The following is a 20,599-nucleotide window of genomic DNA, read 5'->3' on the forward strand; positions in this document are numbered from 1 at the left end:
CCCCACCAATTGGTGGGGCCCGACGTCGTTGTCGTGTAATACCCGCCGGCAGGCCCCTGGGGCCGGGCCTCTGCCTTTGCCTTTGCCTGCTCAGCGCCCTTCTACGGCCTCCAGGACGGCCGAAAGGGCGGCCAGGGCATCAGTGACCTCTGCAAGCGTCCGACCAGCCGGTAGCGGTTCTCCAGGGACGGATAGAACCACTTCGCAGCCATGGCCGAAGTCCTCGGTCATCACCTCAAGCAGGGACCTGGCATCGACCGCTTGCTGGCCGGGTTTCCGAATGGTCACCGGAAGGCCCGTGGCCGTCACCGCACGAACAAACACGGCGGCTGCCCGTGCATGGAGGCCGATCTCTGCGGCGACGATGGCTTTGTGCTCGGGCAAACCGGCTCCTTTTGACTCGGACGGCCAGATGCCGACTGCGATTTTGATCCTTACAAGCGTAGCGCCGCCACACGCGGGCACGGCTCACAGCGACCAGCTGGTCTAGACCTGTGGGTGGATTGGCCTACGCTTGTTTCATGGAAGATTTCGTGGCCGGAGACCGTCATGCCTGCTGAAGCAGCACGTATCTCGGGGGAGATCGACCGCAAGAGCGGCACTCCCATATACGTTCAACTGCGCGAGATCCTGCGCAGCTACATCTCCGAGTCCTGCAAGCCTGGTGCTGCGTTGCCATCCGAGCGGGACCTCTCCGAACGTTTCGGGCTTGCCAGGATGACGGTGCGGCAGGCCATTGATGCCCTCGTCGGCGAAGAGGTCATTGAACGAGTGGTTGGCCTAGGGACTTTCGTGCGCAAACCGAAGCTGGATCTCCAAGTAAAGCTCACGTCGTACAGCGAGGAAATGCAACGTCGCGGCATGGTTCCAGCGGCGAAGGTCTTGAGCTTCGAGCAGATTGCCGCGAGTGCATTCCTGGCGCGCGAACTCCAGCTGGAAGAGGGGACACCGTTGGTTCGCTTCAGACGGCTGCTGCTCGCCGACAATGAGCCTATGAGCGTGGACGAGAACTTCATTCCTGCCCACCGCGTGCCGGGCCTGTTGGACGAGGCGCCCCCCACTTCCCTGTACAACGTATTGAGCGAAAAGTACGGACTCGTCATGGAATGGGGCGAGGACATGATCGAAGCAACGGCAGCTTCGCCATCGACCGCGCGGCTCTTGAACGTGGACGTCGGTACCCCGCTGCTCAAGATTCAGCGTCACGCTTTCGTCGCACGCGCCATGGTGGACTACTCCGTGTCCTACTACAGGGCTGACCGGTACAAGTTGTGGGTCCCGCTGCAGCGCCCGGGAGTTCGGTCCACCCGGAGCCAGTCCACGGGGTACCGCAACCACTAACCTCAAGCGTCAGGGCGTACCCCGGCCGGTACACACAAACAACGAGAGAGGGCCCCGTCCGCGTTGGACGGGGCCCTCTCTCAATTGCTATTGCCGAAAGCTAGTGGCTCAGGCTCTTGTGCTCTTCGACGGATTCGATGGCCTCATGGTGGCCATGCCCGTGTGCGGCTTCAAGCTCGGCGGGCGTTGCCGGAGCAACACGGTCCTCGAAGAACCACTTGGAAAGAGCCGCGCGGCGCTTTTCCTTCGGGGTGACCACACCGTGCTCGTTCGGTTCAGCCGGCAATGGGACCGGTGACTCGAAGCCTACGAGCTTGTAGTGCTTGTAGTCGTCCAGCGGTGCATGTACCTCGATGAACTCACCATGCGGCAAGCGTACGATGCGACCGGTTTCGCGGCCGTGCAAGGCGATCTCGCGGTCCTTGCGCTGCAGCGCAAGGGCCACGCGCTTGGTCACCATGAATGCAATGATCGGGCCAAGGAAGAAGAGCGTGCGCAGCCAGTACGTGACGTCGTTCAGGGCAACGTGGAAGTGCGTTGCGATGAGGTCCGAACCTGCAGCGGCCCACATGACGCAGTACCAGGTGAACCCTGCGACACCAATGGCGGTGCGGGTCGGAGCATTGCGAGGACGGTCGAGGACGTGGTGCTCCCGGTTGTCCTTGGTGATCCACCGCTCAATCCACGGGTACATGAAGAGCACCGTGAAGATGATGCCGGCAGGAACCAGGGCTGGGAGGAGGACATTCAGAGTCAGCACGTGGCCGAAGATGACGTACTCGAAGTGGAAGTCATTGACGACACCTGGCATAAGACGCAGTGCACCATCGACGAATCCGATGTACCAGTCAGGCTGTGTACCGGCAGATACGGGGGAGGGGTCGTACGGCCCGTAGTTCCAGATCGGGTTGATGGTGAACATCGCAGCCATAAGCGCGACGACACCGAACACGATGAAGAAGAAGCCACCGGCCTTTGCGGCGTAAACCGGGCCCAGGGGGTAGCCAACGACGTTGCCGTCGTTGCGGCCCGGACCAGGGTACTGGGTGTGCTTGTGGACAACCACCATGAAGAGGTGGATGACGATCATCAGAAGAATCATGGCCGGCACCAGCAGAATGTGAAGCACGTACAGGCGGCCGATGATGGCTGTTCCCGGGAACTCGCCTCCGAAGAGGAAGAACGAGATGTACGTTCCAATCACCGGGATTGACTTGATGACGCCGTCGATAATGCGCAGGCCGTTACCGGAGAGCAAGTCGTCGGGGAGGGAGTATCCAGTGAAGCCTTCAGCCATTGCCAGGATCAATAGGACACCACCCACAACCCAGTTCATTTCACGCGGCTTGCGGAAGGCACCCGTGAAGAACACGCGCAGCATGTGCACACCAAGCGAAGCCACGAACAGCAGAGCCGCCCAGTGGTGCACCTGGCGGAAGAACAGGCCACCGCGAATGTCGAAGGAAATGTTCAGCGAGGAGCTGTACGCCACTGACATCTCGACATTGGTCAACGGAGTATATGAACCCGAGTAATGGGTCTCAGCCATGGACGGGTCAAAAAAGAACGTCAGGAAGGTACCCGACATGAGGAGGATGACGAAGGAATACAGCGCCACCTCGCCGAACATGAAGGACCAATGGTCAGGGAAGACCTTCCGGCCAAACTCACGCAGGATTCCGGATCCGCCGACGCGCTCGTCAACGAAGTCCGTGATCCGGCCAACTTTGGTCTTCGGTGCGAAGGGGACTTCAGCTGTTGATGAGGCGCTCATGCTCGTCACGCTCCCAGTAACTCGGTCCTACAGGTTCTTTGAAGTCGCTCGTGGCTACGAGGTAGCCCTCAGCGTCGACCGCGATGGGCAGCTGGGGGAGCGGACGGCTGGCGGGTCCGAAGACAACCTTGCATTCCTTGGTGAGGTCGAAGGTTGACTGGTGGCACGGGCACAGCAGGTGGTGCGTCTGCTGCTCGTACAAAGCAACCGGGCAACCAACGTGGGTGCAGATCTTGGAGTAGGCAACAATTCCGTTGTAGCTCCAGTTTTCACGGCCCTTGGAGATCGTCAAGTCGCCCGGGTTGAGGCGCATGAGCAGAACGACGGCCTTGGCCTTCGCGTTCAGCTTGCCTTCTTGGAGCTCGTTAAGGCCTTCGGGGATCACGTGGAACGCGGAACCGATGGTTACATCCGATGCCTTGATCGGAGTTCCGTCGGGGTCGCGGGTGAGGCGCTTGAGCTTGCCGTCCTGGGGTGCCCACATGGTGTGTGCGAGCTTGTCATCCGGGCGGGGTCCAAGGTCACCGAAAACGGCCAGGGCCGGGAGGGGTGCCAGTGCCACAGCACCCAAAAGGGTGTTGCGGATCAGGGGGCGACGCTTGATGCCGGTTTCCTCGACGATGTCCTCGACGATGCGCACGGCGGCCTGGCGGTCTTCCTCGGTACGGATGGCGTGGCGCTCTTCCGATACCTCGTGGTCCGGCATGAGGGCCTTGGCCCAGTGCACGATGCCGGTGCCGATGCCGAGCATCGCGAATGCGGTGCCAAGGCCAAGCAATAGGTTCTGGGTGCGGATCGTTGCGATCGTGGAGTCTTGCCCAAGATCGATGGCAAAGTACGACACCAGGAAGATCACCGTGCCGATGACGGAGATGCCAAACAGAATGGCTACCTGTCGCTCGGCTCGCTTAGCGGCTCTCGGGTCCGTGTCAGCCAGGCGCAAACGGTGCGGAGGAAGTCCAGGATCCTGGAACTTCTCCACAACATTCTGACCAGCCGTAGCTACGGTGCCCGAGTGGTTCGGACTGCCGTCACTATGGTTGCCCATAATTCGCCTCATCCTTCTCTCGTTGTCCCGGCCGGAACCGGGTTAATGTTCAATTCAAAACTGCTGTGGGGACAGCAGAAGCTTTTAGTGCGTCTGGACTAAGACGTACGCGACGTCAGCCAGATGGTGAAGGCGATGATGACGCCGAGGCCTGCGACCCAGACGAACAGGCCTTCGGAAACCGGACCCAGCGAACCGAGGTCGGCGCCACCCGGCGAACCGTTGGCTTCGATCTTCTTCAGGAAGGTGATGATGTCGCGCTTGCCCTCAGGAGAAATGTTCGCGTCGTTGAAGACGGGCATGTTCTGCGGACCGGTTGCCATGGCTTCATAGATGTGCTGGCCAGAGACACCGGCCAGTGCCGGAGCAAACTTTCCGCGGGTCAGTGCACCGCCGGCAGCTGCCGCGTTGTGGCACATAGCGCAGTTCACGCGGAAAAGCTCGCCACCCTTGGCGGCATCTCCCTTTTCGTCCAGCAGTGCCGCATCGGGAATGGCCGGGCCGGCGCCGAGCGAAGCGACGTAAGCCGCCAGCTGCTGTGTCTGCTGGTCATTGAACTGCCTCGGCTTTTCTTGTGCCTGGGGTCCGTTCATCTGCATGGGCATACGGCCGGTGCCAACCTGGAAGTCAACCGCAGCCGCACCCACGCCGACCAGCGAGGGGCCGTCCTTGGTTCCGCTGGCGCCCATGCCGTGGCAGGTGGCGCAGTTGGCGGCAAAGAGCTTGCCACCCTCCTGGGCGTCGCTTGCGCTGAAGGTAGTGGTGTCTGCCTTCGCCTGGTTGACCGTTGTGGCAACGGCGTAAAGCCCACCAGTGACGAGGAGTCCCATCAGCAGCAGCGCAATGGCTGCCAGTGGATGACGTCGCTTCTGCGAGAGTGCCTTCACGTGGTGGTTCCTTTATTCGATCCTGCGTCGGCTCCGTGAGCCGCTTCTTGAAAATTCATCCTCTTGCGGAACAAGAGTCAGTGCCGGGCTACTTCAGGACGTAGATGACCAGGAAGAGGCCGATCCACACAACATCCACGAAGTGCCAGTAGTACGAGGTGACGATTGCCGAGGTCGCTTCAAAGTGTCCGAACTTCTTGGCCGCGTAAGCACGGCCGATGATGAACAGGAAGGCGATGAGGCCGCCGATGACGTGGAGACCATGGAAGCCGGTGGTGATGTAGAACGAGGAACCGTAGGCGTTGGCCGAAAGTGTGACGTGCTCGGAGACGAGCATGGCGTATTCGGTGGTTTGCCCGGCAACGAAGAAGGAGCCCATGAGGAACGTCAGGATGAACCACTCGTTCATACCCCAGCGGGTGAGCTGCAGCACGCCGCCTCGACGGCGTGGCTCAAGTCGCTCGGCAGCGAAGACGCCCATCTGGCAAGTAAAGGAACTGGCCACAAGGACGATCGTGTTGACAAGCGCAAACGGGAAGTTGAGCTTGCCGGTTTCTTCAGCCCACAACGCACCTGACGTGGAACGCAGGGTGAAGTACATGGCAAAGAGACCGGCGAAGAACATCAACTCACTGGAAAGCCACACAACGGTTCCAACGGAAACCAGATTGGGGCGATTCAGCGTCGGGTGCGCCGGGGTACTGGGGGCATGGGTCGCAGATGTCACAAGGACATTATGTCTGTAAAAGTCCGGACTTCCCAATGCGAACCGCCTTTTGGGGGGACTTTTTCTACAAACACGCGAATTCGCGCGGAAAAGTTCCCGGAGTGGTTCGCATTGGTCATGGAGCCGGGTGGATCGCTAGCATCAAGTGGTGACTTCACAGGCATCTGCACAGCAGGCAAGCAACTCGTGGCCCGGACTCATCTCCGCCTTGATCAAGGGGCAAGACCTCTCGGTCGAGAACACCGCATGGGCCATGAACACGATCATGTCCGGGGAAGCTGCTCCTTCCCAGATTGCCGGCTTCCTCGTTGCGCTGCGCGCCAAGGGGGAGACCGTGGAGGAGGTCACCGGACTGGTCGAGGCGATGCTCTCCAACGCCAATCCCGTGAGTATCCCGGGCGAAAAGCTGGACATCGTTGGCACCGGCGGCGATCAGCTCAACACCGTCAACATCTCCACCATGGCTGCACTTGTGGCCGCGGGCGCCGGCGCGCGCGTCGTCAAACACGGAAACCGGGCGGCGTCGTCGTCGTCAGGCTCCGCGGACGTTCTGGAAGCCCTTGGCGTGAGGCTCGACTTGCCGATCGACCGCGTTGCCCGCAACGCCGAAGAGGCTGGAATCACTTTCTGTTTCGCGCAGGTATTCCACCCGTCATTCCGGCATACCGGAGTTGTCCGGGCCGAACTCGGTATCCCCACGGCTTTCAACTTCCTGGGACCCATGACCAACCCGGCCCATGTGCAGGCCTCGGCCGTTGGAGTGGCCAACGCCACCATGGCGCCGCTGATCGCGGGAGTCCTGGCACGCCGGGGGAGTCGCGGACTGGTATTCCGCGGAGGAGACGGCCTCGATGAACTGACCACCACGGGTCCATCCACGGTGTGGGAGATCAGGAACGGGAAAGTCACCGAACTGCTGTTCTCGCCGGCGGACCTGGGAATCGCCTCGTCGACCGTCGCAGATCTCCGCGGCGGCAACGCCGAGGCGAATGCCGCCGTCGTGCGCGAAGTACTGGGCGGGAAGCCGGGCCCGGTCCGCGACGCTGTGTTGCTCAACGCCGCTGCTGGCTTGGTTGCCTTCGACACTTCTGCCGACGGACCGTTCCTGGACCGCATGAAGTCGGCCTGGCTGCGGGCCGCCGAATCCATTGACTCCGGAGCAGCGGCCAGGGTGCTCGGCACTTGGGTCGGACTCACTCAAAGCTGAGCCGGCCAGGCGGCGGGGTATTGGCGTTTACTGCTCGAAGCCCAAGGAAAAAGCGGCGTCCAGATCGTGCTGGGAGTATGCCCGGAAAGCGATGTGCGTGGTGGTGTGAACCACGGCAGGAACCTTGGAGAGCTTGTCTGCGATGACGTCCGCCAGCTCTTCATGCTTGGCGACGCGTGCCACGGCAATAAGGTCCCATTCTCCTGTAACGGAGTAGACCTCGCTGATGCCCTGGATGGCGGAAATCTCCTCTGCCGTCTCCGGGATACGTGAAGCGTCGGTCTTGATCAGGACAAAAGCGGTGATCACTGGGGGGCCTTTCCGAAGTGCAGCAGTGGACGATGCAAGCCTAGTGCATGGGCTGGCGCTCAGGGCTGACGGCTCCGTCGACGAACACGGGTCACGAGGGCGATCACTGCGCGGTAGCCAAGCAGCAGGATCGCCAAGCTGATCAAAGCAACGATGATGAAAGCGAGCACCACGGTCTGGCCGGTAACGGCCCGCAACAGCATGCCCCCGGCCACGGTTCCGATCCACACAGCGACGCCGGACGGCCAGATCGCGAAGGGCGCCCGCCAGATCCTCGCGGCGAGCCACCCTATCGCGGCACCCGCAAGAAACGGCCAGGCCGTCGAGAAGACCCCCGTCAGGACATCGGCGCGCTGGTGCGCGTCCCGGCCGATGGCCGCGAAAACCAGAATGAGAACGGCGTCAACGAATGCCGCGACGAGGGCAGTCCGGACCAGGGCGGGTTTTGAATCAGGCATGGAAACGACCATATCCCGCACGGAAGCTGAACTCGAACCGAAGGTTCCGGTCCTGGAACCAACGCCTGGAACCAAGTCCTTGAACCCCAACCCTGCGGCGCGGAAGATGTGGCTACCAAACATAAGAAGAACCAGTCCCTGGAGGTAAGCAATGAGGTTGATCCAGGTCGCCCAGCGGGCGGTTGACCTCGACCGGGCAGCAGCTTTCTACTCGCGGCTCCTGGGCAGCGGGCCGACAGCGAAGTTCGATCCACCCGGCCTCCTGTTCTTTGATCTGGACGGGGTTCGGCTCCTCCTGGATAAGGGCGCTCCGACGTCGCTGATTTATCTGGACGTGGCCAATGTCAGGTCCGCGATTGAAGGGATCCGTGCCTCAGGGGCCAAGGTCATTCAGGAACCACAGCTCATCTACAGTCACGTTGACGGGAGCCTTGGACCTGCTGGAACCGACGAATGGATGGCGTTCATCGAGGACAGTGAAGGCAACACGGTGGGACTTGTCGGTCGGGAGCCGAGAGGAAACTAAGCGACGGGTCACGTCCGGTCTGTGGCGATTTTGGCCGCTAACCCGATGAGTACGACGCCGGCGATGCGGTCCGTGACTTTGCTCACAACAGGCGATTGGAGCCATCTGCGGGCAAAATGGGTTGCCGCGATGATGCCCGCGAACCACAGGATGCCTTCGATACTGTGGACAGTCGGCAGAAGTACCCCCATCAACAGCGGCGGGGCGTCGGGCGGCAAAAACTGGGGGATCATCGCCATGTAGAACACTCCTACTTTGGGATTCAGCAGACTGCACGTGATGCAGGTGAGCCATGAAGATCGTCCGCTTGCCTGCCGGGATTGCTCCAGGGCTTCGGCCATGGCTGGGGCAACGTCCGGAGCTGATGCTTGGGGGACCCGCCGGAAACTCTTGATCAGCATGGATACACCCAGCCACGCCATATAGGCGGCGCCGGCCAGCTTGAGGACCAGGAATGCGGCTTCCGAAGCAGCGAGCAAAGCAGACGCTCCGACGGCGGCGGCAACACCCCAGACCATCGTGCCTGTGCAGATTCCCCCGGCTGCGGCGAAGGCTGGAACCCGGCCGTGGCTGATGGCAGTGCGCAGCACGAGGACCGTATCCATTCCTGGGATGATCGTGAGCAGCGCGGCAACGAGGGCGAAGGAAGCCAAAGCGGCGGGGATGGTCATGCTCCATGGTAGCCAGCCGCCGTCGGGCATTGTTTTCCGGACCGGGCGACGGCTGCCAGAGCGCCTAGGACGGCGCCTGAGGGTGGCGTCCGGCACGGAGCAAATTCCTGTGGATGCTACAGGCCGGCGCTGTTAGCATGACGCAAAGGTAGCAGAATCCGCTGCCACAAAAACTGAGGAGCCATGTAATGACCACCAACCTCAATCCTTACATCAGCTTTCGGGACAACGCCAAGGAGGCCATGGCCTTCTACAAGTCGGTCTTCGGCGGAGAGCTGACCCAGAGCACCTTCGCGGAGTTCCACGCCAGCGAAGACCCGGCTGAAAGCGATAAGATCATGCACTCGGCGCTCAAGACCGACAACGGACTGCTGTTGATGGCTGCGGACACTCCCAACAGCATGGATTACAGCCCTGGCAACAACATTTCGGTGTCCCTCAGCGGAGACGATGAAGCCGAGCTTCGCGGCTATTGGGACGGCCTTGCCGACGGCGGGACGGTCACCGTACCGATGGAGAAGGCGCCGTGGGGCGACATTTTCGGAATGTTGACCGACAAGTTCGGAATTGCGTGGCTGGTCAACGTCACAGGGGAGCAGCCCCAGTAACGGGATGTTCAGGTAACAACCGCTTTGTGGCGGCACCGCCGTCCCGAACCCCGGCGGTAAAGACAGGTCCAGCCTCTGGTCGCTTTGCCACCAAAGGCTGGACCGGCGCCCTGTGGGTGATGCGGCGCAGGACCCATGGCGCCAGGTACTCCCTTGCCCAGAGGATGTCGTCTGTTCGGGCCTCCCTCCAGCTGCTCGCGGGAAATGTCTTAGGTTCGAAAGGCCTGAGGGAGTTCTCGACATTGAGGGACTTCAGAACCATCATCGCCACCGTGTGGTGTCCCAGCGGCGAGAAATGCAAGCGGTCCGGGTCCCACATCGTCGGATTTGCCAACTGCTGGAGAGCCCACAGATCCGCAACTATGCCGTCGTGGCGGCTTGCAATTGTCCGAAGATTTTCATTGAAGATGGCAACTTTGCGGCGGTTGTGCCTGAAAACCGGGGTTGATCCCCAGTCCGGACCGGCGAAAAGCACGATGGTGGCACCTGTGGACACCAACTCTCCGACTGCGGGATCCAGTTCATTCGCCAAGCGGTCGGGATCGCTTCCACGGAAGACCAAGTCATTTCCGCCTGCCGAAAGTGTGACCAAGTCTGGCCGTAGTGCCATCGCCGCTCCCAGTTGCCGGTCCAGGATCTGGTGTAGCAGGAGCCCACGAACTGCAAGATTGGCATATGTGAAGCCGGGATGGCCTACGCTGAGTTCTTCCGCAACGCGGTCGGCCCAGCCTCGGAGGCCGCCCGGGTTGCGAGGCTCCGGATCGCCCACTCCTTCCGTGAAGGAGTCTCCGATCGCCACGTATCGATTCCATGGATGCAGGCCCTGGCGCACAGTCACGGGGCGGCCGGGCTCGGCGTGCTCCTGACTGGAATCGCTCATGTCTCATACTGACCCTCATTCAGCCACCGCACCAGACAAGCACGGGACCACCGCTAAGATTCCGTCAAGATCGTCCGGGATTGCGCTCCCCGCCATGGACGCGGTGCTAGGGTCTGCCTTAATCGGGCAGCGCTTCGCATCTGGCGAAAGGGCACAAATGACCAGCATGAGTAGACCGCCTGCAGATCCTTCCGCGCTCCCTCCAGGGACCAAGGAAGCACTCAGGACATGGCTGCTGCTTGGCCTTCAGGATTCCAAGGGCTCCCATCAGGGCCCTGGCGGGGTACTTGCCTCGCAGGAAAAGCCGCACTCCTGGTGGCGGGTGATGTGCCTGACCGGGGTCGACTACTTCTCAACTCTGGGCTATCAGCCCGCCATCGCGGCACTTGCGGCCGGGGTGATTTCGCCCTTGGCCACCTTGGTGCTGGTGGCAGTCACACTGCTGGGGGCGCTCCCGGTCTACCGCCGCGTGGCGGGTGAGAGCCATCGGGGCGAAGGTTCCATCGCCATGCTTGAGCGTTTGCTTCCCCGGTGGGGCGGCAAACTTTTTGTCCTGGTCCTGTTGGGTTTCGCGGCAACGGACTTCTTGATCACCATGACACTTTCCGCGGCAGACGCCTCGGCGCACCTCGTGCAGAATCCTTTTGTCCCAGGCTGGATGCAGGGCCAGAACCTCATCATCACTTTGATACTCCTGGCGCTTCTGGGAGCCGTCTTCCTCAGGGGATTCAAAGAGGCCATCGGGGTGGCCGTAGTGTTGGTGGCCATATACCTGGGCCTGAACGTCGTCGTGGTTGTGTCAAGCATCCTTGAGGTGCTCGCTCGACCGGGTGCTGTTGGCGACTGGTGGGTGGCCCTCTCCACGTCCCATGGAAATCCACTCATGGCGGTCGGCATAGCGCTTCTTGTCTTCCCCAAACTCGCGCTCGGCCTATCAGGCTTCGAAACCGGAGTGGCGGTGATGCCGCAGATCCGGGGTTACGGATCCGACACTGAAGATCACCCGACGGGGCGCATTCAAGGCGCCCGCAGGTTGTTGACCACGGCCGCCGTGATTATGAGCTGCTTCCTCATCACCAGCAGTTTCACCACCGTGGTCCTCATTCCTGAGCAGGAATTCCAGCCAGGCGGGCAAGCGAACGGCCGCGCCCTGGCTTTCCTCGCCCATGAATACCTCGGGCCCGGGTTCGGTACGGTGTACGACGCAAGCACCATCGCGATCCTCTGGTTCGCGGGGGCCTCAGCCATGGCGGGGCTCTTGAATCTCGTTCCGAGGTACCTGCCGCGCTATGGCATGGCCCCGGAGTGGAGCAGGGCAGTTCGGCCACTCGTGCTCGTCTTCACCCTCATCGGTTTCCTCGTCACCTACCTTTTCAACGCCGACGTCGACGCCCAAGGAGGCGCGTACGCGACAGGCGTACTGGTGTTGATGACTTCGGCGGCGGTCGCAGTCACGTTGTCGGCCCGCCGCCGCCAACAACACAAGCGAACCGTGGGATTTGGGCTCATCGCAGTCGTATTTATCTACACCACCGTTGCCAATATCTTCGAACGCCCTGAGGGGATACGCATCGCCGCATTCTTCATTGCCGGCATTGTGCTGATTTCCCTGCTCTCCCGGATCATGCGATCGTTCGAGCTGCACGCAACCCATGTCCGGCTCGATGCGAAAGCACTTGAGTTCATTACGGCCAACGACACTGGGCCGATCGGCATCATCGCCCACGAGCCGCTCCGGATGACCGCCGCCGACTACCGGGACAAACTCGATTCGGCCATGGCAGTGAGCCACCTTCCCGATGACTATCCGGCGGTGTTCCTTGAGGTCACGGTAGATGATTCTTCGGACTTTGAAACCGCGTTGGAAGTACATGGCCTCTACCGGCACGGCTATTCGGTGTTGGAGGTTCACGGGCCAGTGGTCCCGAACACCATTGCTTCGGTTTTGCTGCATATCCGTGACGTCACCGGACTGATGCCGCACATTTACTTCCGCTGGACGGAAGGAAACCCCGTGATCAACCTGTTGAAGTTCCTCTTCCTCGGGGAAGGCGAGATAGCCCCGGTCACACGGGAAGTACTGCGCCAGGCCGAACCTGAAGTCACCCGCCGTCCGTGGGTCCACGTCGGCTAGCGAAGACTTCCGTACGAATCAGGCGACCAGGAAGAAGGCACCCCGCCGCGCAACCCTGGACAGGGGCGCCCTGTGTACCAGCTACCCCGTGGGGTTGGTTGCCTGACACGTCTGGTCTTGGGCGGTCTGGGCAACCACATCATTCGGCTTGGGTGCCGGGAGCGTCGGCTTGCTTCCTGTCGCGAAGTCTTGCCCAGCGTAAAGCTGGACTCCCTGGACGCTGGCAACCTGCTGCACGCTCGTCGCCGGCAACCCGAACATGGCAGCAACGTCCGCTGCCACGTCGGCAAACCCGGCACCGTAGTAGACCATGGTTTGGGGCCGCGCGTCGGCTTGAATCCGGGCCACCTTCGTGAAGCCACCGGAAGAGAGTAGCGCTGCGATGTCCTGGCTCCTGCCAGTCACGCCTGTTCCATTGGCGACGGCGATCGGCTGAAGCGCCTTGTTGTAGGCCGCCTTCGGAGCCTCAGTGGACGGGGCAGGTGAGGGAGCAGCGCTGGCGGCGGGCTGGCTGAGGTCGGCGCTTTGTTTCAGGGCGGCAAAGAAGTTGCTGGCAGCCGGTTGATCGAGGTCGAGTCTGTTTGGATCTGATGCCGCTGGCACATTCGGGACGGTGATGAAGTTGACCTTTGCCGGGTCTATGTTCTTCAGCCGGTCGGCGATGGTCAGCAAAGCAGGAACGGAAGCAAGGCCGTCGTCGACGGTCAGGTTTTTGGTGACCGTGTCGGCGATGCTCAGCATCTTCTGTGGGTTGCCGAGTGTTCCGTCGGCTTTGAGTTTGCGGGTCAGCGAGCCAAGAAACGCCTGCTGGGCCTTGATGCGGCCGAGGTCGCCGCCATCCGCAAATGCGTGGCGAGTGCGTAGGAAGGCCAGCGCCTGATCCCCTTGGACCTGCGATGTGCCTTTGGGCAGGTGAAGTCCGGAGTCGGGGTCGTTCACGGCCGAACTCACGCAGACGTCCACGCCACCGACCGCATTGGACAGTTCCTTGACTGCGTTGAAGTCGGCCATCATGAAGTGGTCAATCTCCAGGCCCGTCAGATTGTTTACGGTGTCTACGGCGCAGCCAATGCCGGCCTCGGCCATCGCGCTGTTTATCATGGCGTTCTGCCGCTCTGCGTAGTGCTGGCCGGTCTTGTTATCAGTACACGCAGGGACGTCGACCAGCAGGTCCCGAGGAAGGCTGACGACGTTGACGTGATTGTTGTCCGCGGAAATATCCAGCAGCATCATCACATCGGACTGTCCATAGCCAGAGGACTGGTCTGTGGTGCCGAATTGTCCGTTTTTCCCGCTTCTGGTGTCTGTACCGAGAACGAGGATCTGCAGGCGGTCCTTCCGGTCATCTACCGGGCCTTCCGATCTGTGGCCACCGGCGCCTAGAGCAGACGTCGAAATGTTGGATTGAAGCCTCCACACCCAATATCCGCCGAAGGCAATGACGCCGATCAGCAGGACAGCCACCACGGCGCTCGTGATTTTGAACCAACGCGGCGCCCGACGATAGCTGAAACGCCGGCTGCGGGTAGCCAATTTGCCCTGCCCCGGATAGGCGACAGGTGCGGACTGACCCGATTCCGGGTTGGGTGCATCGTGGCGAGTTACCAAAAGGGGGACTACCTCTCCGGGGGAATGACGGACGGCCCCCATTGTAGCGGGGACCTCTGGGAAGGTTCCGTGCGCCCCGCGACGCCTAGCACCAACCTCCGGCAATGGTTGAATGGGACGATGACTCTGAGTTCACTGGCGGCGTTCGTCGGGTTGTGCGCTGTTTTGGCCCTTACGCCCGGCCCAGACTCCTTCCTCGTGCTCAGGTACAGCCTGTCAAACGTCAAAGCCGGCCTCTCAGCCGCGTTCGGATCCTCGCTTGGCAGCATCTTCTGGGCAGGTCTCGTGGGCATCGGATTGGCGGCCCTTCTGGAGCAGTCGGCCGAGGCCTACAGGGTGGTGAAGATCATCGGTGGTCTGTACCTGATTTACCTGGGAGTCAGCGCCTTTGTCCACAGCCGTCGTCCCCAAGCAGCACCGCAACCAGACGACGGCCCCGGGGTGCGCGGCCAACTGCGCTCAAGCTTCGCCGCCGGACTTGTATCGTGCCTGCTCAATCCGAAGGTCGGACTGTTTTTCCTCGCCGTTGTACCCCAGTTCCTGCCTTCCGGTGAAGCATCATTTGGCTTGACGATGATGCTCGGCGTGATCGACTTTGCAGTCTCGTTGATCTATCTCGGAATCCTGTCCTTCGTAGCCACCAAGGCCGTTCTCTGGTTGAAACGACCACCCGTGACCAAGGCGTTGGAGCGGACCTCCGCTGCGATACTCACGGCGCTGGGCGTGGGGACTGCGGTTTCGGCAAGTAGTTGAGGGGGCCGCGCCCACACCGTTCAGCTCAGGTCAAATGGTCAAAGTCTCCGCGTGCCCATGCAGCATGCCGTTGCGCTGAATCATGCAGCACGGCTTTGGCCTCTGAGGCGATCACGTTGTTGAAGTTGCCGTAAATCCGATCGAATTCGAGCATCCCGAGTTGCCTGGCGATTCGCAGCGCCACCGCGCCGGATAGCGGAAGGCGATTCGGGTAACTACGCATGAAGGCGATAGAGCGACGGTCGGGATTCGGAAACACGCTGTCTCCGGTCAGCAGGGCTCCCTTTCCGCCTGCCCCGGCAGCCCAGTGAGCTACCGAGCTGCCAGGGAAATGCCCCCCGGTCTGGTGCAGCGTGAGCCCTTCAGCGAGCGGTCGGCTGCCGGACCAGAATTCGACGGCGGGTCCCGTTCGCCCCAGCCAGTCGCGGTCGGCGTCGGCCACAAGTACCGGCACCCCGCCCAAACGGTGGGACCATTCGAGCTGCACGCCGAACATGTGCGGGTGGCTCGCAGCGATCGCGAGGACCGGGCCCCGTCCGAGTACGACGTCCACAGCGTTGTCATCAACGTAACCTGTGGGATCCCACAGGAGCGAACCCGCTGGCGTGACCACTAGCTGTGCGGTCTGGCCAATCCCGACGGCGGGCTCCGTGGCGATCCCGGTCAGCCCCGGCTCGTTCTCCTTCAACACGGTGCGCTGGCCGCCCTGTTCGAGCTCGTCCAGTCTGAGCCAGCGCTGTCCGCTGGCGGGTACATACTGGCGCTCATCATCACAGATCGGGCAGACCGCCGGGGCGGGCTCCTCGTATTCGACGGCGCACGTTGCACAGATCAGCACTGTGGGTCCCTTCTTCGCGTCAGCTTTCCCTTCTCGCCGATGCTCCCACTCGGCGATGAGTTCGGGAAGGCTGGTGGCGGTGATTCTGCGCGTCAGCTGAGTGAGGCGGCAGCTTTCCTGATCACGTCAGCGACCACGTTGGGACGTGACACATAGACTGCGTGACTTCCAGGAGTCTCACTGACCGTAGCTCCGATACGCTCTGCCATGCTGGCCTGAGCGATCGGCGGGATCATTTTGTCCTCGGTCACGTGGAGATACCAACTGGGCTTAACGCGCCATGCGGCGGAAGAAACCACTCCGCCAAGCGCTTCGAGCCCCCACGGGACCTGGGAGTCTGCAAGGAAAGCCGCTTCTGCGGGCGTGACGTCGCCGGCGAAGGACTCATGGAACCTATCGCGGTCGAGGAAGAGGTACCCGTCGACGGGAGGCAGGATGGGTGGCTGGGGGCCGTCGCTTGGGAACGTTTCGAGCAGGGAGTTCACGGATTCACCCTGATCCGGGGCGAATGCCGTGATATACACGAGCGCCGATACCTTTTCGTGATTGCCTGCTTCGGTGATGACGGCTCCGCCGTACGAATGACCCACAAGTACGACCGGCCCGTTTGCTTCGTCAAGGACCTTCCGGGTGACTGACGCGTCATCGGCCAGCGATTTCGTGGGGTTTTGCACAACTCGAACATCGAAGCCATCTTCGGTGAGGTCGTCGTAGACCCTCCGCCAGCCGGATCCGTCAACAAATCCGCCGTGGACAGGGACGATCGTTGGTTTCATGATTTGCTCCTAACAGTTGTTGGACAGGAGCAACAGTAGGGTTTCGCCTCCGCGAGGTAATCCGTCAAATGACGTACATTCACAGGCGCAATTGATCGCCCTCAGCTGAGAGGGCGTCACGCAAACCCGCTCGAGTCGAGATACCGAGTTTTGAAAACGTACGCGAAAGATGGGTGGAAACGGTTCGCGGCGACAAGAAGAGCGACTCGGCTATTTGCTTGTTTGACAGCCCCTTCGCGGCGAGGTCGGCGACGACCGATTCCTGAGGGGTTAGTCCGCTCGAACGCACCCCGGAGGCTCGCATTGCCCGCAGTTCCCGATCGGCGCGCAGGGCCCATGCATGCGCACCCAGCTGTATGAAGACCTTCTTTGCCTCGGCGAGCTGGACTTTGGCGGCAGCGTGGTCCCTCCGGCGACGAAGCTCCTCACCGAAAAGTAAGCGGATCCGCGCGCGGTCGAACTGCCAGCGCTCACTGTCAGGGGTGGCAAGAGCGGTCTCGAACTTTTCTTTCCACTCCGGGCCCTCGGCCAGCAATCCTTGGGCCGTCAGGACGAGGGCACGCAACCGCGGAGAGTGGCTAGCGATTTCCGTGCTTTCAAAGGCCCGCAAGTGCATCTTGGCCTGTTCCCGACGGCTGGATCGTGTAGCCGCTTCGATGAGGTCGAAAGCCGACCAAATAGCGTGGGGGATATAAGGCGGGAGCGTGCCAGGTGGACTGATCGTCGCTGCATGGATGAAAGCTTCCTCGAATTGGCCGGCCGGCAACGCTGTCATGCATCGAATGTGTGATGAGTAATTGGCAAGCGCGATAAGTCGACGCGGCGCGGCCCAAATAAGTAGGTCTTCGGCAGTGCCGTGCGCGAGTGTTTCCTGGCCACGTGCCGCCTGAACCAGCGCCAGCAGGAACCTGGCCGGGGCAGAAGTAAGGGCATAGCCGTGTTCGAGTGAAAGATCGAGGCCTTCTTCTACTACAACCTCGAGCTCTTCCCAGCGGCCAGTGAAGTAGTCGTCATTCGCGAGCAGGAAGAGGGCCTGAATGGCAGGAGTGATGGCTTCCCCTCTTCGCCCGTCTTCAACAACCCGCCACAGGGCGTCGCGCATACCGCCAAGGGAATCGATGTAGGCCCCAGCGGTAGCGAATCGCGCGATATACAGGGGATCTGTGACGAATCGAAGATGATCCATTCCTTGGCGAAAGTGCTCGATCATTGTACCTTGAGCGCGAGCAACATCAACGAATAGTTCGATTTGAAACCGGAGCACATCGGGCAGCCTGGCTTCAGTCGACGAGTGCGCCAACAGCGTCTGCCAAAAGTCGCCGCTGCCTCCGAAGAACCCCACCAGGACGAGCGTGTACAGGGCCTCAACATAGTCATTGCGGTCCACATTTGGTCCGGAAACTCCAGCCGATAATGCGGCAAGCAAGAGCCGGCGAGCGGTCGCAACATCACCTTCACTGTTAAGTCAGGTTGTAAGTCACCGCAATGACGGTCGCGAGTTGTGGTGACTCAGAGGGGTTTCGAAAAGCTTCAGTGAGGAGGGCCGGGCTTTGATCGATGGCTCCCGCAATCAATGAGCCAAGATATGCCGAGCGCGCCACCCTGCGTTCACGATCGCTGACGGAAGGGGTGAGCTCAGCCGCCCTGAGCATTGCAGCAGTTGCTCGAGTGCCGTCACCAATCTCAATGAGCCGCTGGGACACGCTTTCGAGAAGCGCCGCGACTTCCTCGTCGGGACGGGTCGCCGCTTGACCGAGGTGCCAGGCTCGCCGTTCGGGCTCCTCCGCGAAGGCGTCGGCGAGGATTGCGTGCACGCGCCTGCGTTCGTCCTCCGTCGACTGCTCGAACACGGCCGTGCGGATCAGCGGGTGCCGAAATTGCCATCGCCCCGAACGCGGGTCGAAACGGACGATTCCTGCGCGCTCCGCTGGACGGAAGCCTTCGCGCCCAGAGCTCGTCGGGATACATTTTTCGACGGCCTGGCTATTTTCGGCGCCAGCGAGAACCACGAAAAGCAACATTTCGCGCGTCCGCTGCGGCAGCGCCAACAACCGGTCGCCGTAGAGCGATTTCAGGCGGTTCGTGAGTGGCAGCATGCCGGGCAACCGCTGCGTACTGGGGTACGAAAGGGCGGCGGGTAGCTCCAGCAGTCCGAGTGGATTGCCGAGCGCCTCACTTTGGATCCGCCGTCGAACGCTTTCGGACAGTGCCGGGAAGCGTTCGGCGAGCAGGGCGTCCGCGGCGTCGTCCGGCAGGGGAGGAAGAAGAAGCGACGGAAAGCCGCTGCGGACGAAGACTGTTTCCTCGTCCGTTCGGGCAGCCACCAGGATTTTCGCCGATCGGTCGCCTAGGCGTCGGCCGAGGTAGGTCAAAGTCATGGCGGAAAGCAAGTCCATCCAAGGAGAGTCATCCACCATCAAGAGCACAGAGTTCGATTCCTCTTCGGTCTGTTGGAGCAGCGCAAGCGCCGCGGCGCCAGCAACAAGCAGGCCGGGCATAGCACCGGCTTGAAGCCCGCAAATGATACTGAGCGCTTCCTGGTGGTCCGGAGCGAGCCGCGCGAGGGAGTCAGACAACGGGAGCAGCAGCTGATTGACTGTGCTGTACGGAAGGTCAGCCTCAAACTCGAGGGCCCTCGCACGCAGCACTCGGGCACCGTGGAGCGCGGCTCGATCTCCGATCAACTCAAGCAGGGCGGATTTTCCGACGCCGGGATCTCCGCCGATAACGAGGAGTGAATCTCCTCCGGGTTCGCTAAGGAACGCCTCGATAGCCTTGAGCTGGACATCCCGACCGTGCAACGTTGCTTCCATCAACCTGAATCTCCGACACGAGGTCTTCACTTATGAGGAAAGGCTAAGAGCCGCGGTGAAGCGTGACAAGGAGAGCGCCATTATTCATCAGATCGATCAATAAACGGCCTGGTGCTTGAACGTTGTGCGGCGGATCCTGGTGACCGGGGAGGTCCATGCACCGTCGGGTTCTGCTGGATCATTCTCTTCGTCGAAGTTGCCCGTCCCGTGATTCCGCGGGCCCGGAGTTTGTCCATTCGAATGATTGAGCAGAATCCGACATTCGAGCGAAGACGAGCCCGGGACGGACATGACGCGCCCGGGATTTGCACAGGCTTTGTCCTATAACCCGACGATCCAGGGGAGTGTGACCACGACCTGGGTACGAGTGTCCTGGCGGGCGACGTCGCTGCAGCCGACCCGAACACAGACGCGGCTTTGGGGGAGAGCTAGGGCCAGACTGCCCGGGAGGTCGGAGCGCCGTCACGGACGGCACCGCCGCAGCCTGCCAGCCCGGGCCGGCGTCGTCCCCTAGAGGGCGGCACGCGCCTCGTCGGCGCTCAAGAGCTTTCCACCGAGCCCGCCATTCTGGTGAAGGTCTCCGCGCATCAGCTCCAGTCTGCCGGCCGCCTCGATTCCTCCGGCTTTGACCGGATCAAAACCAGCGGCACTGATGAGCCTCTCCACCGTTTCTGCCGCGGTGTCGTCGTCGCTTGCGTAGAACAGAACGGCCCGCCCGGACGGCCGGTTGGCAGCCGAGCCCAGCGCGTCGGCCCCCAGCGTGCCGAAAGCCTTCACGAAGTGCGCCCCGGCGGGAAGCAGATTTGCCAGGATCGAGGCTGCCGATTCGCCCTCCGGCAGTGTCGTGGTGAAACCGCCGCGGCCATCAGGCCCGATCGGGTTGGACGGGTCGATGACCACCTTGCCGACCAGCGCCTGTCCCAACTGGGAAATGAGTTCCTTCCCAATGTCCAGCCACACGGCCAACAGAACAGCGTCAGCCTGCGCCACGGCATCAGTAACGCTTGCAGAACTCGCGAGCTCACCGAGCTCGGCCGCCAACGCGTCAGCGCCGGATTGATTGCGCGCGGCCAAAACGACCGGCTCGCCGCCCTGAACAAGATTGCGGGCGACCCGGGAGCCGACATTACCGATACCGATGATTGCAGTTGTCACGTCAACCTCCAGAGTATGGTGACAAAAGCCTATGACCGCGGGGGAGTGCGCGTAAACGGGGCGGGCAGACGAGAAAGGGCCTCAAC

Annotated in this window: 21 protein-coding genes; 6 read left to right on the top strand and 15 right to left on the bottom strand. The window is 61.6% G+C overall.

Features of this window, described 5'->3' with window-relative positions:
• Positions 1-90: 90 nt before the first annotated feature.
• A complete protein-coding gene (locus tag ACX5I4_RS11365) occupies positions 91-384 on the bottom strand; it encodes an HPr family phosphocarrier protein (protein ID WP_461836754.1) in 294 nt (97 codons plus the stop codon).
• A 165-nt stretch (positions 385-549) separates the two neighbouring features.
• On the opposite strand from ACX5I4_RS11365, the gene ACX5I4_RS11370 reads away from it, so the two are divergent.
• Positions 550-1,341: a GntR family transcriptional regulator gene (locus ACX5I4_RS11370; RefSeq protein WP_461836755.1), complete on the top strand. Its 792-nt coding sequence runs from the start codon at positions 550-552 to the stop codon at positions 1,339-1,341.
• Positions 1,342-1,441: 100 nt separating this feature from the next.
• On the opposite strand, the gene qcrB is transcribed toward ACX5I4_RS11370, so the two are convergent.
• The 4 genes from qcrB to ctaE all read right to left on the bottom strand — a co-directional run bounded on the left by qcrB (position 1,442) and on the right by ctaE (position 5,777).
• Positions 1,442-3,115, bottom strand: a complete 1,674-nt coding sequence (gene qcrB / locus ACX5I4_RS11375; RefSeq protein WP_461836756.1) for a cytochrome bc1 complex cytochrome b subunit — start codon at positions 3,113-3,115, stop codon at positions 1,442-1,444.
• Positions 3,093-4,163: a cytochrome bc1 complex Rieske iron-sulfur subunit gene (gene qcrA / locus ACX5I4_RS11380; protein WP_461836757.1), complete on the bottom strand. Its 1,071-nt coding sequence runs from the start codon at positions 4,161-4,163 to the stop codon at positions 3,093-3,095. Before qcrA ends, qcrB begins: the two co-directional genes overlap by 23 nt.
• A 98-nt stretch (positions 4,164-4,261) precedes the next feature.
• Entirely contained in the window at positions 4,262-5,050 is a 789-nt protein-coding gene (qcrC, locus tag ACX5I4_RS11385) for a cytochrome bc1 complex diheme cytochrome c subunit (protein WP_184735153.1), read from the bottom strand.
• Between the two features lie 88 nt (positions 5,051-5,138).
• On the bottom strand, positions 5,139-5,777 hold the full coding sequence (ctaE, locus tag ACX5I4_RS11390) for an aa3-type cytochrome oxidase subunit III (RefSeq protein WP_461836758.1): 639 nt from the start codon (positions 5,775-5,777) through the stop codon (positions 5,139-5,141).
• 148 nt (positions 5,778-5,925) lie between these two features.
• On the opposite strand from ctaE, the gene trpD reads away from it, so the two are divergent.
• Positions 5,926-6,984: an anthranilate phosphoribosyltransferase gene (gene trpD, locus ACX5I4_RS11395; protein ID WP_461836759.1), complete on the top strand. Its 1,059-nt coding sequence runs from the start codon at positions 5,926-5,928 to the stop codon at positions 6,982-6,984.
• A 27-nt stretch (positions 6,985-7,011) separates the two neighbouring features.
• Here the strand turns inward: trpD and ACX5I4_RS11400 are convergent, their stop codons facing one another.
• On the bottom strand, positions 7,012-7,293 hold the full coding sequence (locus ACX5I4_RS11400) for an Lrp/AsnC family transcriptional regulator (protein WP_078108932.1): 282 nt from the start codon (positions 7,291-7,293) through the stop codon (positions 7,012-7,014).
• 59 nt (positions 7,294-7,352) lie between these two features.
• A complete protein-coding gene (locus ACX5I4_RS11405; protein WP_461836760.1) occupies positions 7,353-7,751 on the bottom strand; it encodes a DUF3054 domain-containing protein in 399 nt (132 codons plus the stop codon).
• Positions 7,752-7,902: 151 nt separating this feature from the next.
• Between ACX5I4_RS11405 and ACX5I4_RS11410 the strand changes: the two genes are divergently transcribed.
• Positions 7,903-8,277: a VOC family protein gene (locus ACX5I4_RS11410; protein ID WP_461836761.1), complete on the top strand. Its 375-nt coding sequence runs from the start codon at positions 7,903-7,905 to the stop codon at positions 8,275-8,277.
• An 8-nt stretch (positions 8,278-8,285) separates the two neighbouring features.
• Here ACX5I4_RS11410 and ACX5I4_RS11415 read toward each other — a convergent pair whose 3' ends face one another.
• Positions 8,286-8,948 carry a LysE family translocator gene (locus ACX5I4_RS11415; RefSeq protein WP_461836762.1) on the bottom strand — a complete coding sequence of 221 codons (663 nt, stop codon included), beginning with the start codon at positions 8,946-8,948 and terminating at the stop codon, positions 8,286-8,288.
• A gap of 188 nt (positions 8,949-9,136) precedes the next feature.
• On the opposite strand from ACX5I4_RS11415, the gene ACX5I4_RS11420 reads away from it, so the two are divergent.
• Positions 9,137-9,556 carry a VOC family protein gene (locus tag ACX5I4_RS11420; RefSeq protein WP_461836763.1) on the top strand — a complete coding sequence of 140 codons (420 nt, stop codon included), beginning with the start codon at positions 9,137-9,139 and terminating at the stop codon, positions 9,554-9,556.
• On the opposite strand, the gene ACX5I4_RS11425 is transcribed toward ACX5I4_RS11420, so the two are convergent.
• On the bottom strand, positions 9,534-10,436 hold the full coding sequence (locus ACX5I4_RS11425; RefSeq protein ID WP_461836764.1) for an SGNH/GDSL hydrolase family protein: 903 nt from the start codon (positions 10,434-10,436) through the stop codon (positions 9,534-9,536). The two genes, ACX5I4_RS11420 and ACX5I4_RS11425, sit on opposite strands and share 23 nt — an antisense overlap.
• A 157-nt stretch (positions 10,437-10,593) precedes the next feature.
• On the opposite strand from ACX5I4_RS11425, the gene ACX5I4_RS11430 reads away from it, so the two are divergent.
• Complete coding sequence (locus ACX5I4_RS11430; protein ID WP_461836765.1) at positions 10,594-12,570, top strand: APC family permease; 1,977 nt, start codon at positions 10,594-10,596, stop codon at positions 12,568-12,570.
• A gap of 81 nt (positions 12,571-12,651) precedes the next feature.
• On the opposite strand, the gene ACX5I4_RS11435 is transcribed toward ACX5I4_RS11430, so the two are convergent.
• A complete protein-coding gene (locus ACX5I4_RS11435; protein WP_461836766.1) occupies positions 12,652-14,220 on the bottom strand; it encodes an LCP family protein in 1,569 nt (522 codons plus the stop codon).
• Between the two features lie 78 nt (positions 14,221-14,298).
• On the opposite strand from ACX5I4_RS11435, the gene ACX5I4_RS11440 reads away from it, so the two are divergent.
• Positions 14,299-14,931: a LysE family translocator gene (locus ACX5I4_RS11440; RefSeq protein WP_461836767.1), complete on the top strand. Its 633-nt coding sequence runs from the start codon at positions 14,299-14,301 to the stop codon at positions 14,929-14,931.
• 25 nt (positions 14,932-14,956) lie between these two features.
• On the opposite strand, the gene ACX5I4_RS11445 is transcribed toward ACX5I4_RS11440, so the two are convergent.
• The 5 genes from ACX5I4_RS11445 to ACX5I4_RS11465 all read right to left on the bottom strand — a co-directional run bounded on the left by ACX5I4_RS11445 (position 14,957) and on the right by ACX5I4_RS11465 (position 20,513).
• Positions 14,957-15,769 (bottom strand): MBL fold metallo-hydrolase, encoded by an 813-nt coding sequence (locus ACX5I4_RS11445; RefSeq protein ID WP_461836768.1) that lies wholly within the window; start codon positions 15,767-15,769, stop codon positions 14,957-14,959.
• 92 nt (positions 15,770-15,861) lie between these two features.
• On the bottom strand, positions 15,862-16,545 hold the full coding sequence (locus tag ACX5I4_RS11450) for an alpha/beta fold hydrolase (RefSeq protein ID WP_461836769.1): 684 nt from the start codon (positions 16,543-16,545) through the stop codon (positions 15,862-15,864).
• 79 nt (positions 16,546-16,624) lie between these two features.
• Positions 16,625-17,887, bottom strand: a complete 1,263-nt coding sequence (locus tag ACX5I4_RS11455; RefSeq protein ID WP_461836770.1) for a helix-turn-helix transcriptional regulator — start codon at positions 17,885-17,887, stop codon at positions 16,625-16,627.
• Between the two features lie 118 nt (positions 17,888-18,005).
• Complete coding sequence (locus ACX5I4_RS11460) at positions 18,006-19,358, bottom strand: AAA family ATPase (protein ID WP_461836771.1); 1,353 nt, start codon at positions 19,356-19,358, stop codon at positions 18,006-18,008.
• Positions 19,359-19,868: 510 nt separating this feature from the next.
• A complete protein-coding gene (locus tag ACX5I4_RS11465; RefSeq protein ID WP_461836772.1) occupies positions 19,869-20,513 on the bottom strand; it encodes an NADPH-dependent F420 reductase in 645 nt (214 codons plus the stop codon).
• Between the last annotated feature and the right edge of the window lie 86 nt (positions 20,514-20,599).

Source organism: Arthrobacter sp. MMS24-S77, assembly GCF_054888235.1.

Bases quoted from the DNA above. Each gene is read 5' to 3' on its own strand.
- ACX5I4_RS11370 (WP_461836755.1), top strand. From the start codon at position 550: ATGCCTGCTGAAGCAGCACGTATCTCGGGGGAGATCGACCGCAAGAGC.
- qcrB (WP_461836756.1), bottom strand. From the start codon at position 3,115: ATGAGCGCCTCATCAACAGCTGAAGTCCCCTTCGCACCGAAGACCAAA.
- qcrA (WP_461836757.1), bottom strand. From the start codon at position 4,163: ATGGGCAACCATAGTGACGGCAGTCCGAACCACTCGGGCACCGTAGCT.
- ACX5I4_RS11405 (WP_461836760.1), bottom strand. From the start codon at position 7,751: ATGCCTGATTCAAAACCCGCCCTGGTCCGGACTGCCCTCGTCGCGGCA.
- ACX5I4_RS11410 (WP_461836761.1), top strand. From the start codon at position 7,903: ATGAGGTTGATCCAGGTCGCCCAGCGGGCGGTTGACCTCGACCGGGCA.
- ACX5I4_RS11415 (WP_461836762.1), bottom strand. From the start codon at position 8,948: ATGACCATCCCCGCCGCTTTGGCTTCCTTCGCCCTCGTTGCCGCGCTG.
- ACX5I4_RS11420 (WP_461836763.1), top strand. From the start codon at position 9,137: ATGACCACCAACCTCAATCCTTACATCAGCTTTCGGGACAACGCCAAG.
- ACX5I4_RS11425 (WP_461836764.1), bottom strand. From the start codon at position 10,436: ATGAGCGATTCCAGTCAGGAGCACGCCGAGCCCGGCCGCCCCGTGACT.
- ACX5I4_RS11430 (WP_461836765.1), top strand. From the start codon at position 10,594: ATGACCAGCATGAGTAGACCGCCTGCAGATCCTTCCGCGCTCCCTCCA.
- ACX5I4_RS11435 (WP_461836766.1), bottom strand. From the start codon at position 14,220: ATGGGGGCCGTCCGTCATTCCCCCGGAGAGGTAGTCCCCCTTTTGGTA.
- ACX5I4_RS11440 (WP_461836767.1), top strand. From the start codon at position 14,299: ATGACTCTGAGTTCACTGGCGGCGTTCGTCGGGTTGTGCGCTGTTTTG.
- ACX5I4_RS11450 (WP_461836769.1), bottom strand. From the start codon at position 16,545: ATGAAACCAACGATCGTCCCTGTCCACGGCGGATTTGTTGACGGATCC.
- ACX5I4_RS11460 (WP_461836771.1), bottom strand. From the start codon at position 19,358: ATGGAAGCAACGTTGCACGGTCGGGATGTCCAGCTCAAGGCTATCGAG.